Genomic DNA, 20,987 nt, shown 5'->3' on the forward strand with positions numbered 1-20,987 from the left:
GCCGGCCGGCACGGCCGCGACCACGCCGGCTGAGATAACGTTATTCCGAAACGTAGAGTGTCGCTCAGAGGTTCCAAAGAGAGTGAACGGCAACAAGTTGGTCACGGCACCGGCAGCGTTCCCGGAGATGGCCGTGGAAGGCGCCCATAAGATGATGGCCTCATGCGAGAAGCGGTGAACGGCAGGCGCCCCGGCAGGCGACCGACGATGGTCGACGTCGCCCGCGAGGCCGGGGTGGCGCTTCGCACGGTCTCACGCGTGGTCAACAACGACTCGACCGTCGGCGCCGAGCTGGCCGAACGCGTGCAAGCGGCCATCGCCGCCCTCGACTACCGTCCCGACGAGCGCGCCCGCCAGCTCCGCTCCGGCGTCACCGGCACCCTCGGCGCGGCCGTAAGGCAGCTCTCCCACGTCAACCCGGTGCTGCGCGCCGTCGAGCAGGCGGCCAGGGCGGCCGGCCTGATGGTGCTCGCCGCCTCCACCGAGGACGACGAGCAGCTCGAGCGCCGGGTGGTGGAGTCCATGTGCCGCAGGCGCTTCGACGGCATCATCCTGGAACCGATCGGCGCCGACCACGGCTACCTGCTGCCCGAGCTGGCGGCCGGGCTGTCCCTGGTCGCCGTCGACCGCCCGGTGGCCGGGCTCGACGTCGACTGCGTGATCTCCGACAACGCGGCCGGCATCCGCACCGCGTACGCGCACCTGCGGGCGCACGGTCACCGTCGCATCGCCTACGTCGGCGACGACGAGCGCATCTTCACCGCGCGGGAGCGCGCGGCGGCGTTCCGGGCGTGCGTCGCCGAGCACGGCGGCACGCTCGACGGCGCCGCCCACACCGGGCCGATCGAGCCGGGCCGGATCCGCGCGGCCCTGGCCGCCGCCCTCTCCGGTCCCGACCCCGCGACCGCCATCATCACCGGCAACGCCACGATCAGCGTCGAGGTCGTCCGCGGCCTCGGCCCGGCGCCCCTGGCCGTGGTGGGCTTCGACGACTCCGAACTGGCCACCCTCCTGCGTCCCGACCTGACCGTGGTCGCCCAGGACGACCGGGCCATCGGCGGCACGGCCATCGACCTGCTCCGCGCCCGCATCGCCGATCCGTCCCGGCCCGTGCGGCGGGTGACCGTCCCGGTCGAGCTGCTCACACGAGGCTCAGGCGAGGTCCCGGCGAGGTGATCTGGCCGGGCGGTCGCGTGGATGACCCGCGCGCCGTCGGGCAGTTCATGGCGGAAGAAGTAGTCGCAGTTCAGCGGCGGTGACGATGGGCGGAACGAACCCTCTCCGGAGGTCTGCCCATCATCCGTTTTGGGTGCTAATGTCTGTTTCCATCATCTCGATACTTCGTCGACCGGCTGAAGTCGGACGAGCCGTGAGACGACCACGCTGCGCCTGAAACCGCGAGACCCCATGACCACTGCATGCCCCACCTGCCTCGCTCGCCAAGAAGCCGCCAACGACTGGGACAGGCTCCGCTGGACGATCGCCTCCAGCGGCCGCGACCTCGACCGGGCCCGCATTCACAACAAGGTCACCGGCCAGCGCCTCCCCGCCGTCTACTACCTGGGCATGGCGCTGTTCCTCCTCCTGTCCCTGTTCATCGTGGTCGCGTGTGCCGTCGGCTATCTGGTGCTCCCGTTGCTGCCGCGCCGGCCGATGGGCAAGCACTCGCCCGGTTGGGTCCGCTGGGCGAGACCCGCCCGCCGTCCCAGCGCCTGAGCCGGAAGATCCTGACAGCGCCCTGTTGATCCTCATTAATGCGAGGTAGCGCGCACAGGCCTGAGGACCATCGGGCACGGCGCGGGACCGCAGGCGGACGTGATGCCCGGACGCGGTGTGCACCTCACCGGTGCCGGACCGGGATCACCACTGGCTGTTATCGGTCACAATGCCCTACGTCAAGCCCTGGGGGAAGGTTCCGGTTACCGGCCGGGCGTGGGCGGCCGCCGGAAATGACCAGGTCGATGAGAGTTGCGGCTCGACGTCGCCCGTGGTGACCTGGGACGCCGTGACGGTGACCCGATCGTGATTTGACACGCCCTTGACCGACTCTGGTGAGAGCGTTAACACTCACTCCAAGCAATCGTTTGCTATAGGAATTGTCAGCGATTACACCAGGAGTTCGGCTTACCTTCCAACTAATTCACGAGTCTAGCGACCTCGCGCCGACGCCGGCGCAGCCCGCATACGAGGAGACTTTCTTGCTGTCCGCGCACCTCACCCTTGACCCCGCGTTCAGGGTGGCTCCCGTCCATCGACGCACATTCGGAACGTTCGTCGAACACCTCGGCCGGTGTGTCTACACCGGTATCTACGAGCCTGGCCATCCCACCGCCGACGACGACGGCTTCCGGCGTGACGTGCTGGAGCTCACCCGTGAGCTGGGCGTCACCACGGCCCGCTATCCCGGCGGGAACTTCGTGTCAGGCTACCGCTGGGAGGACGGTGTCGGCCCGCGGGACAAGCGGCCTCGCCGGCTCGACCTGGCCTGGCACAGCACGGAGACCAACCAGTTCGGGCTGGACGAGTTCGTCGCCTGGGCCCGCAAGGCCGGGGTGGAGCCCATGATGGCCGTCAACCTCGGCACCCGGGGCATTCCCGAGGCGCTGGACCTGCTCGAGTACTGCAACATCGAGTCGGGCACACACCTGTCGGACCTGCGGGTCGCCGGCGGCGCCAAGGAGCCGCACGGGGTCCGCATGTGGTGCCTGGGCAACGAGATGGACGGCCCGTGGCAGATCGGCCACAAGACCGCCCGGGAGTACGGGCGGCTGGCCGCCGAGACCGCCAGGGCCATGCGCATGATCGACCCGGGCCTGGAGCTCGTCGCCTGCGGGAGCTCCGGCTCCAGCATGCCGACCTTCGGCGCGTGGGAGGCCACCGTGCTGGAGGAGACCTACGACGTGGTGGACTTCATCTCCTGCCACGCCTACTACGAGGAGCACGACGGCGACCTGGCGAGCTTCCTCGCCTCGGCGTCGGACATGGACCACTTCATCGAGTCGGTGGTGGCCACCGCCGACAGCGTGGGGGCCCGGCTCAAGAGCAAGAAGAAGATCGACATCTCGTTCGACGAGTGGAACGTCTGGTACCTGTCCCGCTTCAACGGCGCCGAACCGCCACGGGACTGGCCGGTCGCCCCGCCGCTGCTCGAAGACCACTACCACCTGGCCGACGCGGTGACCCTCGGCGGCCTGCTGATCTCGCTGCTGCGGCACAGCGACAGGGTGACCTCCGCCTGCCTGGCCCAACTGGTCAACGTCATCGCCCCCATCATGACCGAACCCGGCGGCCGGGCCTGGAAGCAGACCACCTTCCACCCCTTCGCCCAGGCCTCGCGGCATGCGGCCGGTGAGGTACTGCGGCTGGAGTTCGACTCGCCGGTGCACGAGACCGAGAGGTTCGGGCAGGTCACCGCACTCGACGCCGTCGCCACCCTCGACGAGGCGGGCGCCACCACGCTGTTCGCCGTCAACCGCTCGACCGACCGGCCGCTCACCCTCACCGCCGACGTCCGCGCCCTCGGCCCGGTGCGCCTCGCCGAGGCCACGGTGCTCTCCGGCCCCGATCCCTACGCCCGCAACACCGCCGACGCCCCGGACACGGTGGCTCCCCGTGCGAACACCGACGTCCGTCTCGCCGACGGCACGCTCGAGATCACGCTGCCCGCCGTCTCCTGGAACGTGATCCGCCTCAACCGACCGTAGATCCACCCGGCCCGCGCCACCGGGGAGGCGCGGGCCTGCCCCCCTGGAGTAAGCAGTGGTCGACATTCCACCTCCCCGATCCCCGATCACTCGCAGGACGCTGCTGGGCGGCGCGCTCGCCCTCGGAGCCCTCGGCACCGGATGCGCGATTCCCGTAGGCATGGGCTCCTCCCAGACCAGGGTCAAGTACTGGCACTTCCTGGGCGCGAGCGACGGCATCATCATGAACCAGATGGTCGGCGCGTTCGCCAAGGACAATCCCTCCCTGTTCGTCGAGGAGAACGTCCTCCAATGGGGCGAGCCGTACTACACGAAGATCGCTATGGCCGGGTCGGGAGGCCGTTCCCCCGATCTCGCGACCTTCCACCTCGCCCGGCTGCCCGGCATCGGCCCCGGGGAGATCCTCGACCCGGTCAACCTCGATCTGCTCGCCGAGAACGGACTGCGGGCCGAGGACTTCAGCCCTCCCATCTGGGAGCGCGCCCACATCGACGGGGTCCTGTACGCGGTGCCGTTCGACGCGCACCCGATGGTCCAGTACTACAACACCGACATCTGCGGCCGCGCCGGGCTGCTCGGCGGCGACGGGAAGCTGCTGCCGACCAAGGGCCCCGACCAGTTGCTGGAGGCGCTGCGCAAGGCCAAGCAGACACTCGGCGGCAAGCCTCCGCTGGCCTTCGACGCGCTCGGCCTTGGAACGGTGGGGCCATGGCGGGTGTGGTGGTCGCTGTACCCCCAGAGCGGCGGCACCCTGCTTTCCGAGGACGGCACCAAGATCACGATCGATGACGCCAAGGCGCTGGAGGCACTGAGCCTCATGCGCACGCTGGGCGCGGAAGGGCTGTGCAACCCCACCACCGACTACGGGGCGTCGGTCGCCGATTTCCAGAACGGCAACGCGGCCATCCTGTGGAACGGCGACTGGGAGACCACCACCTACAAGCAGGCCAAGGTGCCGTTCAGTATGGCGCGCTTTCCCTCGGTCTTCGGTGGCGCGTCGGCCCAGGCGGACTGCCACGTCTTCGTCCTGCCCCACCAGCGCGACCGTGATCCGCAGGTCGAGCGGGCGACGTACCGGTTCATCGCCCACCTGGTCAAGAACAGCGCCGACTGGGCGGTGGCCGGCCACGTGCCCGCCTACCTCCCCACCCTCCAAGAGCCGGAGTACCTGGCGCTGCATCCGCAGTCCGAGTACCGCTCGGTCATCACCGAGGTGGCACTCGACCCGCAGGTGTGGTTCGCCGGATCGGCCTCGCGGCTGTGGATCGAGTTCGGCGAGGCGTTCTCCTCGGTGATCAGCGGAGCGCGTACGCCCGAGCAGGGCCTGGCCGTGGCCAAGGCCGCGTTGAGCAGGCTTCTGGCGGCACCCAACCCCTTCCCCAAGGAGCGCTGATGACGACCACCGTCGCCGCCCCCGCCACCACCACGCCGGTCGCCGAGGTGAGAGTGGCGCGCCGCTGGACCCAGCACGGGATGCTGTTCGTCGCGCCCTTCCTGGTGATCTACGTGGCCTTCCTGGTCTGGCCGCTGCTGCTGGGCCTGCGGATGAGCCTGTCCGACGTGAACATCGCCGGATCCAACGACGACCTGATCGGCTTCGCCAACTACTCCGAGGCGTTCGGCGACCCCAGGATGTGGCGTTCCCTGTGGAACACGGTGGTGTTCACCGTGCTGAGCACCGTGCCTCTGGTCATCCTGGGGCTGGTGTTCGCCTTGCTGGTGCACAACCTGCGCTTCGTACGCTGGCTGTGGCGGCTGTCCTTCTTCGCCCCGTTCCTGCTGCCCTCCGCGGTGGTCTCGCTGCTCTGGCTGCAGATGATCTACCAGCCGGGCTTCGGCCTGCTCAACGGCACGCTGGGGACCGACATCCTCTGGCTGGGCGATCCCGGCGTGGCGATGTGGTCGGTGGTGATGACCACGGTCTGGTGGACCGTCGGCTTCAACTTCCTGCTCTACCTGGCCGCGTTGCAGAGCATCCCCGAGCACCTGTACGAGGCCGCCTCGATCGACGGAGCCTCGGCCTGGGACAAGCTGCGCTCGATCACACTGCCGATGCTCCGCCGGACCACCGGTCTCGTCGTGGTGCTGCAGTTGCTGGCCTCGCTGAAGGTCTTCGACCAGATCTACCTGATGACCGGCGGTGGCCCGGAGAACGCCACCCGCCCGATCATCGAGTACGCCTACGACATCGGCTTCACGGGCTACCGCATCGGCTACGCGTCGGCCGTCTCCTACATCCTTTTCGTCCTGATCGTCGCGGTATCCCTGGTCCAGCTCCGGCTGTTCCGCAAGCGCGAGGAGACCCTCTCATGACCAAGCGGTTCAGCACCGGCCAGTTGATCCTGCTGGCGATCACCGGGGTGCTCGCCGTGGTATGGCTCGCCCCCATCGCCTGGGCGGTCGCCACCTCGCTGAAGCCCGAGTCCGACACCACCAAGATCCCCCTGCAGTGGTTCGGCAGCGAGGTGACCCTCGACGCCTACAGCCTGGTCCTGGGCACCGGCGGCATCGTCAAGTGGGCGATCAACTCCACGGTCACCGCGATCGTCGTGACGTTCATGACCGTGCTGTTCTCGGCGATGGCGGCGTACGGTTTCGCGCGCACCCAGTTCAGAGGGCAGCGTGTGCTGCTCTCGGTGATCCTGGCGGGGATCATGGTGCCCCCGCAGGTGCTGATCGCACCGCTGTTCGCCGAGATGGTCGCGCTCGGGCTGGTCGACACCTGGTGGGGCATCATCCTGCCGCAGGTGGCCGCGCCCGTCATCGTGTACATCCTCTACAAGTTCTTCCAGGGCGTGCCGCCGGAGCTGGAGCAGGCCGCGTTCGTCGACGGCGCCGGCCGCTGGCGGGTGTTCTTCACGATCGTGCTCCCGCTCTCGCGCCCGGTACTCGCCGCGGTGTCGATCTTCACGTTCATCACCACCTGGAACAACTTCCTGTGGCCGTTCCTGGTCTCCACCGACCCGAACACGATGACCCTGCCGGTCGGGCTGGCGAACGTGGTCCAGGGCACCTTCGGCCTGCGCTACGCGCAGATCATGGCGTCCGTGGTCCTGGCGGGACTGCCGCTGCTCGTGATCTTCGTACTCTTCCAGCGCCAGATCATTCGCGGCGTCGCCCACACCGGCCTGGCCGGGGAGTGACAGGGGGCTCACCATGAGAAGGAACACTCTGCTGATCGCCCTGGCCTCGGCACTACTCCTACCGCTGACAGCCGCACCCGCGTCGGCCGCAGGCCGTTCGCTGGGGGCGGTGGGGGTGTCGGTTGCGGGTGGTTCGCTGGGGGCGGTGGGGGTGTCGGTTGCGGGTGGTTCGCTGGGGGCGGTGGGGGTGTCGGTTGCGGGTGGTTCGCTGGGGGCGGTGGCGGTGTCGGATGCGGGTCGTTCGCTGGGGGCCGTGCCCGCGTCGGCCGCAGGCCACCTGCTTGGAGCCGTTCCGGCCACGGCCGCAGGCCACCCGCGGCCCGGGCCGCTGCCGGTGGCAGGAGACGTCGTGGTCCACGACCCGACCATGATCCGTACCGCGTCGGGCTACGTCGTCTACTCCACCCACGGCCGGCTGGAGGCCCGCACCTCTCCCGACATGGTGCACTTCACCCGAGCGGGAGACGCGTTCGCCACGCCTCCGGCCTGGTGGAGCGACTACTCGCCCGACAACGATCCGTGGGCGCCGGACATCTCCTTCCACCGAGGCCGCTACCTGCTCTACTACGCCGTGTCCACCTTCGGCTCCAACCACTCGGCGATCGGGCTCGCCACCAGCGCCACCGGCCTGCCGGGAAGCTGGAGCGACCGGGGGATCGTCTACGCGACCGACCGCGAGGACGACCACAACGCCATCGACCCGAACCTGTCGGTGGACCGGGCCGGTCGCTGGTGGCTGAGCTTCGGCTCCTACTGGACCGGCATCCGCATGATCCGCATCGACCCGGCCGACGGCATGCGCCTGGCCTCCGACTCCACCGTCCACCACCTGGCGACGCGCCCCGACGCCCCTTACGCGGTCGAGGCCCCCGCCGTCATCAAGCGGGGAAGGTACTACTACCTGTTCGCTTCCTACGACAGGTGCTGCGCGGGCACGGAGAGCACGTACAACATCAGGGTGGGCCGTGCCACCAGCCCCACCGGCCCTTATGTCGACCGCGACGGCGTCCCCATGCTGGACGGCGGAGGCACCCTGGTGCTGCGGACCGAAGGAAGCCGCATCGGGCCGGGCGGCCAGAGCGTCATCCGCGACAGGAACCGGGACCTGCTCGTCTACCACTACTACGACGGAGAGGACGGGGGCACCCCCAAGCTGGCACTGCGCTACCTCACCTGGGACCCACGGGGGTGGCCGTCCGTCACCTGACCCACACCCCCCTCGCCCGCGACTCGGGCGGGCACGGTGATGGCGGCTTCATGACCATGCTGAAACACCAGACGATCACCGCCCCACCCGCCACCCCACCTCAACGACCATGCTGAACACCAGACGATCACCGCCCTCCCGCGCAGGTGGAGGTCGTTAACAGCTGGGCGGGCAGCACCCGGGCACCCCGATCAAACGGGTGCCGGGTGGGCTCATCACCCTCACCGCCCCGCCCGCCGTCCCCGCGTTGACGTCCCTGCTGGAACGCCAGACGGTCACCGCTCTCCTGCGCAGGGGGAAGGTGGTAACAGCTGGGTGGGCAGCACCCGGGTACCCCGATCAAACGGGTGCCGGGTGGGCCGATCACCCTCACCACCCCACCCGCCATCCCTGCTTTGACGTCCCTGCTGAAACGTCAGACGATCACTACCCTCCTGCGCAGGTGGAGGTTGTTAACAGCTGGGTGGGCAGCACCCGGGTACCCCGATCAAACGGGTGCCGGGTGGGCCGATCACCCTCATCACCCACCCGCCACCCCCACCAAACGACCCGCTGGCGCTAGCCGTGGCCTCCCCTCCCGCTCAGCCGGATGAACGTCACCGAGTGGGCGGGGAAGTCGTAGGTGAAGTCGGAGCCGAACCCGCCCGTCCTGCGTTCGACCGGTGCCACCTTCGTGGGCTCGGCGATGGAGTTGACGTCGCCGGGTTCCCCCATAAGCGTGGTCACGGTGCCCGCGGAGGCGATCCGCGCATCGCCGAGATCGACCGCGGTGCGGACCGTCGACGGCTGGGCGTTGACGACCTTGAGCACGATGTCCCCGCTGCGGGAGTCCTTGGAGACGACCTGGTAGAGCGGTTCGACGGTGGCGTTGTCGACGAACTCGTCGATCTTCTGACCGTCGAGCCACGTGGTGATCTTCCGCCCGGCGAGCTGGATCTTGAGCCGGTAGTCACGGTTCGTCTCGACCGTCGTCGAGGAGGCGGCGATCGTCGACTTGGAACCGTTGACGGCCTTCTCGATCGCGGACTGGGTGTTGTTCCAGCCGCCCACGTTCCACCAGTAGAAGTTGCCGGTGTCGCGCACTCCGAACATCACCAGGAAGCCCTCGGCGCCCTCGGTCTTGCGGGCGGTGACCTCCAAGGTGTAGCCGGACCAGTCCGCGGAGCCCGCGGTCGACCTGGCGTCCTCCACGATGGCCGACTGCTCGTAGCCGCCGTCCCGCACGCTCCACGCGCCCGCCGCGCCGGGCGTCCACCTGTCCGCGCCCGCCGAGAAGTCATCGCTGAACAGCACGTTCCCTGACGCGTCCGTCACCCTGACGTCGTCGTAGCGCACCTTGGTGTTCCAGGTGCCGAGGCCGATGGCCCCCTTGATGTCGTCCACCGGCAGCGGGGCGCCCTTGAACGCGCTCGGCAGCACCCGGTCCCCGACGTTCCTCCCGAACAGGCGTTGCACGTAGTAGCTGGGGGAGCCGTACGCCTGGTCGTTGTCGAACCAGATGAGGTCGGGCGTCCAGTCGACGTAGTCGACGTTGGCCATCAGCGGCGCGTAGGAGGCCAGTTCGACGACGTCGGAGTTGCGCTCGATGCCGGTCAGGTAGGAGGCCTCGGCGAGGGCGTTGTAGAGGGTGTTGCCCTGGGAGGCGTACTCGCCGACGAACACCTTCGGCCCGTCGCGGTCGTAGGAGTCGTAGCGGCGGTTGTTGGCGAGGAACCACGAGGGGCTGTTGTAGTAGTGCTCGTCGACCAGGTCGGCCTTCTGTTCGCGGGCGAAGTCCCACATCCTGTCGAACCAGGCCCCCTGCGAGGTCGTGCCCGAGTTGGAGATGATCTTGATGTCAGGGTACTTCGCCCGGACCGCGTCGGCGAACCTCGGGTAGTTGGCGAAGAACTCGGGGAAGACCTCCTCGTTGCCCAGGCCGATGTACTCCAGCCCGAACGGTTTCGGATGGCCGAGCGCCGCGCGCTTGGCGCCCCACGTGGTCTTCACGTCCCCGTTGGCGAACTCGATGAGGTCGAGCGTGTCCTGCACCCAGCGCGCCAGCTTGGTCTCGTCGGTCAGCGGGCGGTTCTGGCCGCAGCCGTTGACGCCGACAGACAGAACCGGCAGCGCCTCGGCGCCCAGGTCCTCGGCGAACTGGAAGTACTCGTAGTAGCCGATGCCGTAGGACTGGTTGTAGCCCCAGAAGTTGAAGTTCGTGGGCCGCTCCTCGACGGGTCCGATCGTCTCCTTCCACTGGTAGATGCGGCGCCGGTCCTGCTTGTCGGAGTACGGATCGTAGGTGCCGACGTTGGTCACGCACCCGCCGGGGAACCGCAGGAAGCGCGGTTTCAACGCGGCCGTCATTTCGGCGAGGTCCTTGCGCATCCCGTTCTCGCGGCCCTTGAACGTGTCCCGGGGGAAGAGCGAGATCATGTCCAGGTCGACCTGGCCCGAGCCGCCCGCCAGCACCACCAGCCGTGCGGCGTCGGTGGTCCCGCTGGCCGTGATGGTCGCGGTGTACTTCTTCCACTCGCCGGACCGGACGTCGAACGAGGCCCTGCCGTACGTCGTCGAACCGTCCGCGCTCTCGGCCGTCACGTTCACCGGCCCGCCGCTGGTCCGCCGGGCGAAGAAGGACAGGTCGTACTTCTTGCGGGCCTGGAGGGCGATGCCCGTGTTGAATCCACTATTGCGCACCCCGACGCCCGTGCCGGACGCGGTGATGTCGACTCGCAGGTGATTCCGGTTGTTCGCGTTCAGCGGCCGGTCCCCGGTCACGGTGATCGTGCCGGCGCCGTCGCGTTCGACCTTGCTCCACGCGGTCAGCCCGGTGTAGCTCGGCTCGTCGCTGGAATCGAACTCGAAGGACCGGTTCTGCACGAGCTCGGCGTAGAGCCCGCCGTCGGCGGCATGGTTGATGTCCTCGTAGAAGACGCCGTACAGGTTCCTGCTCACCTTGGTGCCGGCCGCCGCGGTGTCGACGGTCAGCGAGCCCCCGCCCTCGGCGTACGCTTCCACGCGGAACCTGGCGGGAACGGGACCGGAGACGAGCTTCCCGCCACTGACGGAGAGGTACAGCTCCCGGGACCGCACCGTCACCTTGCCGCCGCCCGCGTCCTGGAGCCGGAACAGCCCCGCCGGTCCTTTGCGGACCTTGACCGAGCCGTCGGTCCCCGCCCGCAGGTACCCGGCGCCGGTGACGTCCTTGAGCGCGACCTGGCCGCCGCCGCGGTCCTCCGCGGTGAGGGCCAGAGCGGTCGCGGGCGGGGTGGGCAGGGCGCGTACGACGCCGCCGGCGCCGGCGGAGAGGTACGGCGTGCCGCCCACGGCGCGCAGGGTGAACGTCCCTTCGGGGACCACCGGCCCTCCCTCCGCGGCCTTCACCGCGAAGTAGTCGAAGTCGGCGGTGACGGAGGTGCCGTTCTGGGCGGAGAGCGCGTACAGGCCGACCTGCTTGACGTCGATGCTGGCGCTCACCGTGGAAGCCCGCACCCAGGCGGACCCGTCCCAGTAGGAGGAGGTGAACTCCGTCCCCGACCTGGTGAGCTTGAGCGTCTCGCCCGAGGAGCCGGCCCTGGACGCGAAGGCGGCGGTGAAGGCGGAACGGACCTCGGTGTCGGTCTCGACCACCACGCCGCCGGCCGATCCCACGTGGGCCAGCCCGGCCCGCACGTAGTTGTCCCAGTCCTGCCACGCGAGGATGCCCGCGCTCTGGAAGTCGAGGGACACCGGCGCGCCGACCTTGGTGACGACCTCGAAGTCACCGTCGGGGACGTCGAACAGGAACAGGTTCCTGGCGTTGTTGGTGCCCTGGTAGGTGTCTCCGGTCATCGAGCGCACCCTCAGCGTGCCCGGCTGCTCGGTGAGCGACCAGCGAGAGGGGTCGGGAGCGAGTACTTCCCATCCGGGGCCGAGCGTGCCGGCGTCGAACTGCTCGACGGTGGCGCCCTCGGGGATCGGATCGGCGGCTTCGGCCGTGGCCTGTTGCCCGGCGAGCAGGCCGCAGAGCAGGCTCCCGCATAAAGCCAGTGACCAGGTCTTTCTTCTCATCAGGTGATTCCTATTGTTGTTAACGTTAACAACTTTGAGGGGAACTGAAGCGAAGGGTGAGGGAATGAGTCGGACAACAGTCAAGAACCACAACCTGGCCCCGTCAATAGTTCGTTAACCGGTTGTTTCACTGTGACCGGACCGTAAGCGACGGAGCCTCCGGCGGCTCCCATTGTGATCGATCACATCTCCGGCATTCCCGGTTCGCCGGGCTTGGATGAACCTGGCGCCTCCGGGTGTTGCGGAAAGGCATGGGAGATCGCTTCGCGGATCAGAATGTCATCAGCCGGCTGCTCGACGAGTCACGGACCTGGGCGATCGTGGGGTTGACCGACAATCCCGACCGGACCGCCCATGAGCAGGCCCGGCTGCTCCAGCAGCGCGGCAAGCGGATCGTGCCGGTGAACCCGTCGGCGGCCGAGGTGCTCGGCGCTCCGGGGTACGCGACCCTCGCCGAGGTGCCGGTCCCGGTGGACGTGGTGGGCGTCTACCGCAGGCAGGAGGCCGCCGGGGCGGTGGTCGACGAGGCCGTGGCCGCCGGCGCGAAGGCGGTGTGGCTGCCGCTGGGCGTGATCGACGAGGCCGCCGCCCAGCGGGCGCTCGACGCGGGCCTGGACGTCGTCATGAACCGCTGCCCCGCCGTCGAATGGGCGCTACGCCACTGACCACCCGGGCCGCGGCCCGGAGCAGGTCCCTCACGCACGGCGGAGGTCACCGGGCGAGGCGGAGCCGGAAGCCCGCCGGTAGCCGCCCGCCCTGGCTCCGGGCGCGCAGGGCCTTGACGAGCCGGCTCAGGGCTTGCGCGCCACGGCGCCGGCGTAGGTGTGGAGGGTCAGGGTGAGCTCCATGGAATCTTCGGGATCGGGCCGCCAGCTCACCACCGATACGAGCCCCGGCTCCACCACTTCCAGGTCGCCGAAGTAGCCGAGGATCTCCTCGCGCGTGCGCCACCGCCCGGTACCGAGGTTCTCGTTGAAGACCTTCTCGCCCATGAGGGCCTGCCTGGCGGCCTCGGGATGCTCTTCCTCCGGGTTGAAGAAATGGGAGATCGCCATGTAGCTGCCCGATGGGAGGGTGTCCCGGAACACGGCGGCGACGCGTCCGGGGTCTTCATCGTCGTGGAGGTGGTGCAGGATGCTGAACAGCAGCAGCCCGACCGGCTTGGTGAAGTCGATGAGGGCCCGCACCCGGGGGTCGTCGATGATCGCCTGGGGGTCGCGGACGTCCGCCTGGATCACCGTGGTGGTGCCGTCGTCGGCGAGGAGTTCCCTGGCGTGGGCGAGCACCATCGGGTCGTTGTCCACGTAGACGACCCGGGTCGCCGGATCGATCTCCTGCGCGATCTCGTGCACGTTCCCCTGTGTGGGAAGCCCCGATCCGAGGTCGAGGAACTGGCGGATCCCCGCCTCCGCGGTCAGATAGCGCACCACGCGCCGCAGGAACCGCCGGCTCGCGAGTCCCGCCGTCTTCGCATCGGGGGCGACACGCAGCGCCATCTCCCCGAACTGGCGGTCGATGGGGAAGTTGAGCGTGCCTCCGACCATGAAGTCGTAGACCCGCGCGATGCTCGGCTTGGAGGTGTCGATCTCGGGCGCCGGCCGGCCCTCCCGGTCGCGCCCCTCGTCGTCGCGTTCGGACAAGCCTGCCTCACCCTCATGAGATCGATCTGTCGGCCCAGAGCGGATAACGGCAAATCTAACCGCCGCAGACGGCGGGAGCGAAGGGTGGCGAGGCTCACCGGTGGTTTCGGGTGTCCCTATACCGAGGAGCGGGATGCTGGAGGCGGGCCGAACAGGAACCGCGACGATATTCGCTTGTGGTGACAGTCACCATTTGGTCCGCCAATATGAGTCCGCTGGACTGTGGGCGGGGCTGAGCTCGGGGCGCGAGGATGGCATCCGGGTCGCGTTGGCCGGCGCACCGTCCCTGGCCGCCAGGGCGGCGAGCAGTTTCAGGGCGTGTTCCGAGGGACTGCCGGGATCGGCCTGGAGGACGACCACAGACTTGAGCTGACGTGCTCCACCCGGTTGGTCGGCCCTGAAGGAGAGCGGCGTCGGCACCGAGAGCGGCTGGGAGTCTTTCCGTGACTACACGGCAGGTCCGCGTGGTCACCGTCCGGACGGCCGCCGACGACGTGGGCTGGTACGACGGCACGGGCACCGGCAGGCTCAACTGATCACCAGGCGTCATCCGCGCGTCACGAGGATCCCGTCGTCATCGCTGAACAGCTCGGCTCCGGGGTGGAAGGTGATCCCGCCGAACGAGACCGGGACGTCGCGCTGACCGGTCCCCTCCTTGGCGCTCTTACGCGGATTGGAGCCGAGGGCCTTGATGCCCAGGTCCAGCTCGCCCAGGGCGGCGACGTCGCGGACGGCGCCGTTGATCACCACCCCGGACCAGGCGTTGCCGGCGGCTAGCCCCGCGATGACGTCGCCCATCAGAGCGGTGTGCAGGGAACCGCCGCCATCGACGACCAGGACCCGTCCCTCACCGGGCTCGGACAGCGCGGCCTTGACCAGGACGTTGTCCTGGCGGCAGCGGACGGTCGCGATGACGCCCCGGAAGGCGCGGCGCCTGCCGTACTGGCGGAACTGCAGGTCGCAGGAGTCGAGATCCTCGCCGCGTTCGTCGTAGAGGTCCGCGGTCACAACGGTCATCACAGGATCTCTCTCCAGAGTGGTGTCACGGGTCCGACGCTTTCAAAGCCGTCGCAGGCAGGTGGTGCCGGGATACATCACGATTATGGCGGCGAGCACAACGGTGATCCCGCTCAGGATCACGATGACCGTACGGTTGCCCATCCTGCGTCCCCTGACCGAGGCGTCGATCTACGCCAGTCTGGGCCGTCGCACGTGCGACCTGACAAGGACCGGGGCGCCTATGTCCCCGCCCGAGTTGGGGTGCGTTGTTCTGTCGCTGATGGGGGTCCGGGATGTGGGTTCCTTGAGATGGAGTGAGAGGGGGTGGTGGTGGTGGAAGGGATTATTGCCCGCCCGGACCCGGTGTGATTGAGGTGCCCGTGTGCTGCCCGCCCGGGTTGTGATCTGCGGGGTCGGTGCGGAGCGGGGGTGTATTGGAGTCGTGCGGTGGTGGTTATAGGGATTATTTGCCCACCCGGTACCCATTTGATTGGGGTACCCGTGTGCTACCCACCCGAGTTGTGACCGGCGTGGCCGGTGCGGGGATGGGTCTGTTTGTTGTAGGTCGGGTGGGGTGTATTCATTGTCGTGCGGTGGTGTGAAAGCGGATTATTGCCCGCCCTGGTACCCGTTTGATTGGGGCGCCCATATGATGCCCGCCCGAGTCGGGACCGGCGGCGGTCGACCGAGTTTGGGACGTGATTGTCGGTGGGAGATTTTCCGGCTGGGAGGGGCCCTTTGTCGTTGGTCGGGTGGGATATTCGTCGGTCGCGGCGGGGGATTCGTCATAGATGGGTTAGAATGTGCCCGTCTTCAGTCGGTTGAAGTTTTGCTCGGAAACCATCTCTCCACGGCAGCGCCAGACATCTCCTACCCGAATGACGATAGGCGGATTCCGCCTCAACCGGCCGTAGGGACATCATAAATCGCTCGGGGAAGCGGGGTCTTTGACCGGGTGGGCAGCACATGGGTGCCCCGATCAAACGGGTACCGGGTGGGACTCTGAGTTGTCCTCTATCGCCGCCGCGCCTAGGAGTCCGGGGCGATGGGAAAGGTCCACGTCCCAGACTCCGCCGGTGACGCGGGTTCCCGCTCGGAAGCCCGGATCACCCGCATTCCGGGAACTGCAGGGGGTAGCCGTGCAGGGGCGTGGCTCCGTTCTTCTCGATGAGTACGGCGCAGCCGGCCTGGAGGCCGGCGCGGCCGTCGTGCGTCACCGGGTTCGGCTGGACGACCATCACCTGCCCCGCGCGGAAGGTCCACGGTTCGAAGGTGTGGTCCGAGCCCGACGACCCGAGCTCGGGGTTCCTGCCGGTCTCGCCGTGCAGCACGCTGTCGAAGAGCACGAAGTCCCTGTCCTGCACGACCAGCGCGGCGTCCTGGACCTGTTCGGCGGTGGCACCCTCGCGGAGCACGGCGAGGATCCGGTCGAAGCAGGTGGTGGCCACGTCGAACAGTTCCCGGTAGAGCGGCGTGGGAGGCGCGCCCACGGCGAACGGGCGGTGCGCCTGCCCGCCGTACCCGTGGTAGTTGATCGTGATCTCGGTGATCACCACATGGCCGGCGCCGATCACCCGGTGGCCGGGGAACTGCCAGGGCGACTTGCGGTCCGGCGCGTTCATGTCGGTGCTGCTGATGAAGATGATGCCCTCGTCGCCGCCCTTGGGCACGAACGACGAGTGCAGGATCGACTTGGCTTCCAGCTCGGTGAGCCCCGGTCGCAGCCGGGCGGCCAGATCGGCGCAGGCGGAGTCGATGAGCGCTCCGCTCTGCCGGATACGCTCGATCTCCTCGTCACTGCGGATCCACCTCAGCTGGTTCAGCTCGGCGGTGAGGTCGACGAACTCGCACCCCGGCAGGCTCCGGCGCAGCCCGGTCATCTGGCCGTGGGGAAGGGCGGCGGACATGCCGACCACGCCGACCTTGCGCTCTCCCGCGCCGCGCGTGGTCAGCTCGGCCGACACCGCCTCCACGGCGGAGGGCCAGTAGCACCGTAGGTCGTCGACGTTGCTGATCGCGGTGGCGTTGGGGACGTGGTTGACGAAGTGGAGGAACAGAGTCGCGGGCCGGTCGGGGGACAGGACCAGCCAGGTGGGCTGCCGCGGGGTGTAGTCGGTCAGGTAGTGGACGGGCCCGGTGTAGCCGCCGGCACCGTAGACGACGAGGGCGTCCAGATCCCGGTCCTTGAGCAGCCGTTCTACGGCGTCGCGCCTGCGTGCGTGCTCGGCTGCGGTGAACGTCGGTCGCGCGTCGAACTCATACATCGTTGATAGACCAACCTCACCGAGATCCAGACATATGGGCTGTTAAGCGGTGACTGTAGCGTTCCTGATCGCCGTGATGTCAGGGACGAAGGTGCCGAATGCCGGAGATCCTCCCCGCTGACACCGCGTCAGTGAATGCCGGGGTGACACAGCGTCAGTAGGTCTTCTCGGGCGGATCATCCGGTGGTACAACCGCGCCAGAACGCGATTCCGTTTGGGGTGCGCATGAGACCGGTGACCAACACGCTCAGGATCGTTCTGGCGGTCGTAGGGGCGCTGGCCCTCCTGGCGCCCCCGGCCGCCGCGAGCCGGGGTACCGCGTGCTCCGCGCCGGTGCCGAGCGAGACCCGGCCGGGCTACCTGGTGGCCGACCCCGCGTGCGACTTCCCCTCCGGCACCCCGTTCACCGCACTGCCGGGGGCGACCGCGCACACCGGCATCGCCCAGGGCGCCGCCTACCGCGTCGAGGTGCCGGACAACTGGAACGGCGAGCTTGTCCTGCACGCCCACGGCTACCGCGGCCAGGGCACCACTGTCTACGTCGACAACCCGTCGCTGCGCGCCCACCTGATCGCCCGCGGGTACGCATGGGCGGCCTCCAGCTACCAGACCAACGGCTACGACGTCGGGCAGGGCGTCAAGGACTCGTACGCGCTGATATCCCTGGCCAGGAACGTGACCGGCAGATCCGCGAAGCGCGTGTACATGACCGGTCTCTCCATGGGCGGGCACGTCACCGCGGTCGCGATCGAGCACTACCGCGGCGCCTTCGCCGGCGCGCTGCCCGCCTGCGGGGTGCTCGCCGACACCGAGCTGTTCGACTACTTCACCGACGCCAACGTCACCGCCGCCGCGCTCACCGGCACGCGGATCGAGTTCCCGCTCAATCCGGGCCCGGAGTTCCAGCAGGCGTACGCGGACACGGTTCTCACCCAGGAGCTGCCGAAACTCGGCAGCGGCTTCACCTCGGGGACACCTCCGGTGCTGTCGGAGACCGGACGGACCTGGGCGGCGGCGGTCGAGCAGCGCAGCGGCGGCACCCGGCCGGGCTTCGACGCGGCCTTCCTCTACTGGAACGGCATCGGGTTCGCGCCGCTCACCCAGATCCCGTTCCTGTTCGGCCTCTATCCCGGCCTGAGCGGGGGGACCTCGAACATCGCCCCCGGCAACGTCGTCGACAACCGTCACACGGTCTACCAACTCGACGGCAGGCCGGCGCTCACCGCGGCGGAGTGGCGGCTCAACCGGCAGGTGTTACGCGTCAGGAGCACCGCGTCGGCCTCCCGCGACCTCACGGGCATCCCCGCGGTCCAGGGCTCTCCTCGGATTCCCGTGCTGTCCCTGCACGACCTCGGCGACCTGTTCGTGCCGTTCTCGATGGAGCAGATCTACGCCGCTCGCGCGGCACGGCACGGACGGGCGCACAACTTCGTCTCCCGGGCGATCAGAGGCGTCGGTCACTGCGACTTCACGGGGGCGGAACTGCGACGCGCCTTCGACGATCTCGTCACCTGGGTGGAGACGGGAAGGCGCGCGGACGGCGACAGGATCCTCAGCCGTGCCCAGGTGGCGCGCCCGACGTTCGGCTGCCGCTTCACCGAGGGAACCCGCCCGTCCTTCCCCGCCTGCCCGAAAGCCTGACGCCCCTGCCGCTCCGGGCTCGACGTCACGGTGAAGCCTGTCACCGGCCGCCCCGGCCGGCCGCCGAATTCATCGTTCCCCTGTGGGCGCCGTTCGGTCCGTCGCGTTCACCCTCGGCCCCGGCCCTCCCGGAAGAAGAGCAGGGTGAAGGCATAGGGGGTTGAACGGCTAGGGGGTTGGAGCGCCATGTTCGCCGTGGTACCAATGTCGCTATAAGTATTGTATTTAATCCATTTCGGGCCTGGTGCTTCTCTATTCGCCCCGCGAAACGGGTGATTCGGAGAATCGTACACGCCGGCCGCACCACGCGACTTCCGACATCAATTCATTTCTGCATGGAAAAGGGGTACCGATGGTAGACCAGCCCTCTCGCCAAGCGGTTCACGATGTTCTCAAGGGCATTGTCGCGCGCATTCTCCAGGTGCCGGAGAACAGCATCACCGAGGATTCCAGGATCATGGACCTCACCCTGGTCGAATCCATCAAGCTGCTGCGGATCGCCGGCAGGATCGAGCGCACGTTCGGCATCGAGCTGGACCAGGAAGTGCTGTTCCGCACGGGAAGCCTGGGTGACATCACCGATGAGGTGTTCCGGCTGTGCCGCCAGGAGCAGGAGGAGGCTGCTTGAGCGCGTACACCCCGCGGGACGTGCGGACGCTGGGGGAGATGTTCATCCGCGCGGCTGAGCGGCACCCGGGCAAGGCGGTTCGTACGTTCTCCCCCGAGCGCTCACTGACCTTCGAGCGGCTCGCGCGCGACGGCCACACCGTGGCCGCCGGGTTGCGGTCGCTCGGGGTGCGGCCCGCCGCTCCCGTGGCGGTGCTCGTCCAGTCTCCGCTGGACTTCCTGCGGGTCACCGGCGGCGTCGTCCTCGCAGGGGCGGTGATGGTGCCCCTCGCGGTGTCCGCCGGTTTCAACAAGGCCTTTCTGGCCCGGATGCGGCAGGTCCTCGCCGACAGCGGGTCCCGCTTCGCCGTCATCGACGACGCGTACGCCGACGCTCTGGCCGAGGTTGCGTCCGATCTCCAGGTGATACCGCTCTCCCGGGTGCTCGCCGACCAGGGCGGTGCCCCGGCCCAGGAGCCGTTCCCGCCCCCCGAGGTGGGGGAGGAGGACCTGGCGCTGATCCAGTACACCTCTGGCAGCACCTCCGCGCCCCGCGGGGTGGCGCTGACCCATCGCAACATTCTGGCCGGCATCCGTGTCCTGCAGCGGGGAGCCGGCGCGCAGGACGGCGACGTGCTCTGCCACTGGCTGCCCCTCTCCCATGACATGGGCCTGTTCTCCACCCTGGGCGCGATCGCGGCGGGCCTGGACATCGGGGTCTCCGCGCCGCAGGACTTCATCAAACGGCCTGAAGAGTGGCTGCGCTGGTTCTGCGACCTCGGAGCCACCATGTACGCCGGACCCAGCTCCGGCTACCGCTACCTGCTCGACTCCATCCCGCCGGAGGAGGTCCCCTGTTACGACCTGTCCGCGGTGCGGGTCATGCTCAACGGCGCGGAACCGATCGACCCGGATCTGGTCACCGGCTTCCAGCGGCACTTCGCCCCCGCCGGGCTCGCCCCCGAGGTGATGACCCCGTGCTACGGCCTGGCCGAGGCCACCCTCGCGGTCACCTTCGCCCCCGTCGGCGGCTCGGCCCAGGTCGACTGGGTGGACCGCGACCTGCTGAACAACGCGGGAGAGGCCAAGCCGGCGACCCCAGGAGACGTCACCGCGCGCGGGGTGGTGAACTGCGGCGAGCCCGTCCCCGAGGTCGAGGTCCGGATCGTCGCCGACGGCCTGGCGGTCGCCGAGCGGGTCGTGGGCGACATCGAGATCCGGGGCGAGCCGGTGATGCGCGGCTACCACCGGGAGGCGACGGCCACCGTGTCCGCCGACGGCTGGTGTCCCACCGGAGACCTTGGATACTTCGCCGGCTCCGCGCTCCACGTCACCGGACGCCGCAAAGAGATGATCATCTTCGCCGGCCGGAACCACTATCCCGAGGACGTGGAGGCACGGGTGCGCCCCGTCGAGGGCGTCTACCAGCGGCGTGCGGTCGCCGTCGTGCTTCCGGCGGACCCCGGCGCCGGCAGGCCCGAGCGCATCGGGGTGCTCGCCGAGGTCACCTCGGCGCTGCCGCCCTACGACGACCGCGTCTCCGACATCCGGGCGGCGGCGGCCGAGGAACTGGGCGGCGCGTCCGTCGACGTCGTGCTCCTGGGGAGGAACGGGCTGCTCCGCACCACCAGCGGCAAGTTCCAGCGCCTGCTCATGCGCGGCCGGTTGCTGGACGGCACGCTCGCCCGGGTTCTCACGCACGTCGCCGCCGATGAACGGGTCTTCCGCGCGAAAGCGAGCACACCGTGACT

15 protein-coding genes are annotated in these 20,987 nt (G+C 68.8%); 11 read left to right on the top strand and 4 right to left on the bottom strand.

Annotated elements, in window-relative coordinates:
• Window positions 1-162: 162 nt before the first annotated feature.
• The 7 genes from ABD810_RS20240 (at window position 163) to ABD810_RS20270 (ending at window position 8,054) form a co-directional block, all read left to right on the top strand.
• Entirely contained in the window at window positions 163-1,176 is a 1,014-nt protein-coding gene (locus tag ABD810_RS20240) for a LacI family DNA-binding transcriptional regulator (RefSeq protein ID WP_344942339.1), read from the top strand.
• A gap of 231 nt (window positions 1,177-1,407) precedes the next feature.
• Window positions 1,408-1,716, top strand: a complete 309-nt coding sequence (locus ABD810_RS20245; protein WP_344942342.1) for a hypothetical protein — start codon at window positions 1,408-1,410, stop codon at window positions 1,714-1,716.
• 482 nt (window positions 1,717-2,198) lie between these two features.
• Complete coding sequence (gene arfA / locus ABD810_RS20250) at window positions 2,199-3,704, top strand: arabinosylfuranosidase ArfA (protein WP_344942345.1); 1,506 nt, start codon at window positions 2,199-2,201, stop codon at window positions 3,702-3,704.
• A gap of 55 nt (window positions 3,705-3,759) precedes the next feature.
• Window positions 3,760-5,097 carry an extracellular solute-binding protein gene (locus tag ABD810_RS20255; RefSeq protein WP_344942348.1) on the top strand — a complete coding sequence of 446 codons (1,338 nt, stop codon included), beginning with the start codon at window positions 3,760-3,762 and terminating at the stop codon, window positions 5,095-5,097.
• Window positions 5,097-6,017: a carbohydrate ABC transporter permease gene (locus ABD810_RS20260; RefSeq protein WP_344942351.1), complete on the top strand. Its 921-nt coding sequence runs from the start codon at window positions 5,097-5,099 to the stop codon at window positions 6,015-6,017. Before ABD810_RS20255 ends, ABD810_RS20260 begins: the two co-directional genes overlap by 1 nt.
• A complete protein-coding gene (locus ABD810_RS20265; protein WP_344942354.1) occupies window positions 6,014-6,847 on the top strand; it encodes a carbohydrate ABC transporter permease in 834 nt (277 codons plus the stop codon). The genes ABD810_RS20260 and ABD810_RS20265 overlap by 4 nt, the downstream gene beginning before the upstream one ends.
• 13 nt (window positions 6,848-6,860) lie before the next feature.
• Window positions 6,861-8,054, top strand: coding sequence for an arabinan endo-1,5-alpha-L-arabinosidase (locus ABD810_RS20270; protein ID WP_344942356.1), 1,194 nt, complete (start codon window positions 6,861-6,863; stop codon window positions 8,052-8,054).
• A 558-nt stretch (window positions 8,055-8,612) separates the two neighbouring features.
• Here the strand turns inward: ABD810_RS20270 and ABD810_RS20275 are convergent.
• Window positions 8,613-12,086, bottom strand: a complete 3,474-nt coding sequence (locus ABD810_RS20275) for an alpha-L-arabinofuranosidase C-terminal domain-containing protein (protein WP_344942358.1) — start codon at window positions 12,084-12,086, stop codon at window positions 8,613-8,615.
• A 251-nt stretch (window positions 12,087-12,337) separates the two neighbouring features.
• Between ABD810_RS20275 and ABD810_RS20280 the strand changes: the two genes are divergently transcribed.
• The gene (locus tag ABD810_RS20280; protein ID WP_344942361.1) at window positions 12,338-12,751 is read left to right on the top strand and encodes a CoA-binding protein; all 414 of its coding nucleotides are present in this window, start codon (window positions 12,338-12,340) and stop codon (window positions 12,749-12,751) included.
• 126 nt (window positions 12,752-12,877) lie between these two features.
• Here the strand turns inward: ABD810_RS20280 and ABD810_RS20285 are convergent, their stop codons facing one another.
• The 3 genes from ABD810_RS20285 to ABD810_RS20295 all read right to left on the bottom strand — a co-directional run bounded on the left by ABD810_RS20285 (window position 12,878) and on the right by ABD810_RS20295 (window position 16,989).
• Window positions 12,878-13,726, bottom strand: a complete 849-nt coding sequence (locus tag ABD810_RS20285) for an SAM-dependent methyltransferase (RefSeq protein WP_344942364.1) — start codon at window positions 13,724-13,726, stop codon at window positions 12,878-12,880.
• Between the two features lie 546 nt (window positions 13,727-14,272).
• On the bottom strand, window positions 14,273-14,743 hold the full coding sequence (gene rraA / locus ABD810_RS20290) for a ribonuclease E activity regulator RraA (RefSeq protein WP_344942367.1): 471 nt from the start codon (window positions 14,741-14,743) through the stop codon (window positions 14,273-14,275).
• 1,088 nt (window positions 14,744-15,831) lie between these two features.
• A complete protein-coding gene (locus tag ABD810_RS20295; protein ID WP_344942370.1) occupies window positions 15,832-16,989 on the bottom strand; it encodes a M24 family metallopeptidase in 1,158 nt (385 codons plus the stop codon).
• A 234-nt stretch (window positions 16,990-17,223) separates the two neighbouring features.
• Here ABD810_RS20295 and ABD810_RS20300 point away from each other — a divergent pair, with 234 nt between their 5' ends.
• The 3 genes from ABD810_RS20300 (at window position 17,224) to ABD810_RS20310 (ending at window position 20,985) form a co-directional block, all read left to right on the top strand.
• Window positions 17,224-18,630 carry a hypothetical protein gene (locus ABD810_RS20300; protein ID WP_344942373.1) on the top strand — a complete coding sequence of 469 codons (1,407 nt, stop codon included), beginning with the start codon at window positions 17,224-17,226 and terminating at the stop codon, window positions 18,628-18,630.
• Between the two features lie 352 nt (window positions 18,631-18,982).
• Window positions 18,983-19,258 carry an acyl carrier protein gene (locus ABD810_RS20305; RefSeq protein ID WP_344942376.1) on the top strand — a complete coding sequence of 92 codons (276 nt, stop codon included), beginning with the start codon at window positions 18,983-18,985 and terminating at the stop codon, window positions 19,256-19,258.
• Complete coding sequence (locus ABD810_RS20310; RefSeq protein WP_344942379.1) at window positions 19,255-20,985, top strand: AMP-binding protein; 1,731 nt, start codon at window positions 19,255-19,257, stop codon at window positions 20,983-20,985. The genes ABD810_RS20305 and ABD810_RS20310 overlap by 4 nt, the downstream gene beginning before the upstream one ends.
• The last annotated feature ends 2 nt before the right edge of the window (window positions 20,986-20,987 follow it).

The sequence above is a fragment of the Sphaerisporangium flaviroseum genome (assembly GCF_039537005.1).
GTDB classification, from domain to species: domain Bacteria; phylum Actinomycetota; class Actinomycetes; order Streptosporangiales; family Streptosporangiaceae; genus Sphaerisporangium; species Sphaerisporangium flaviroseum.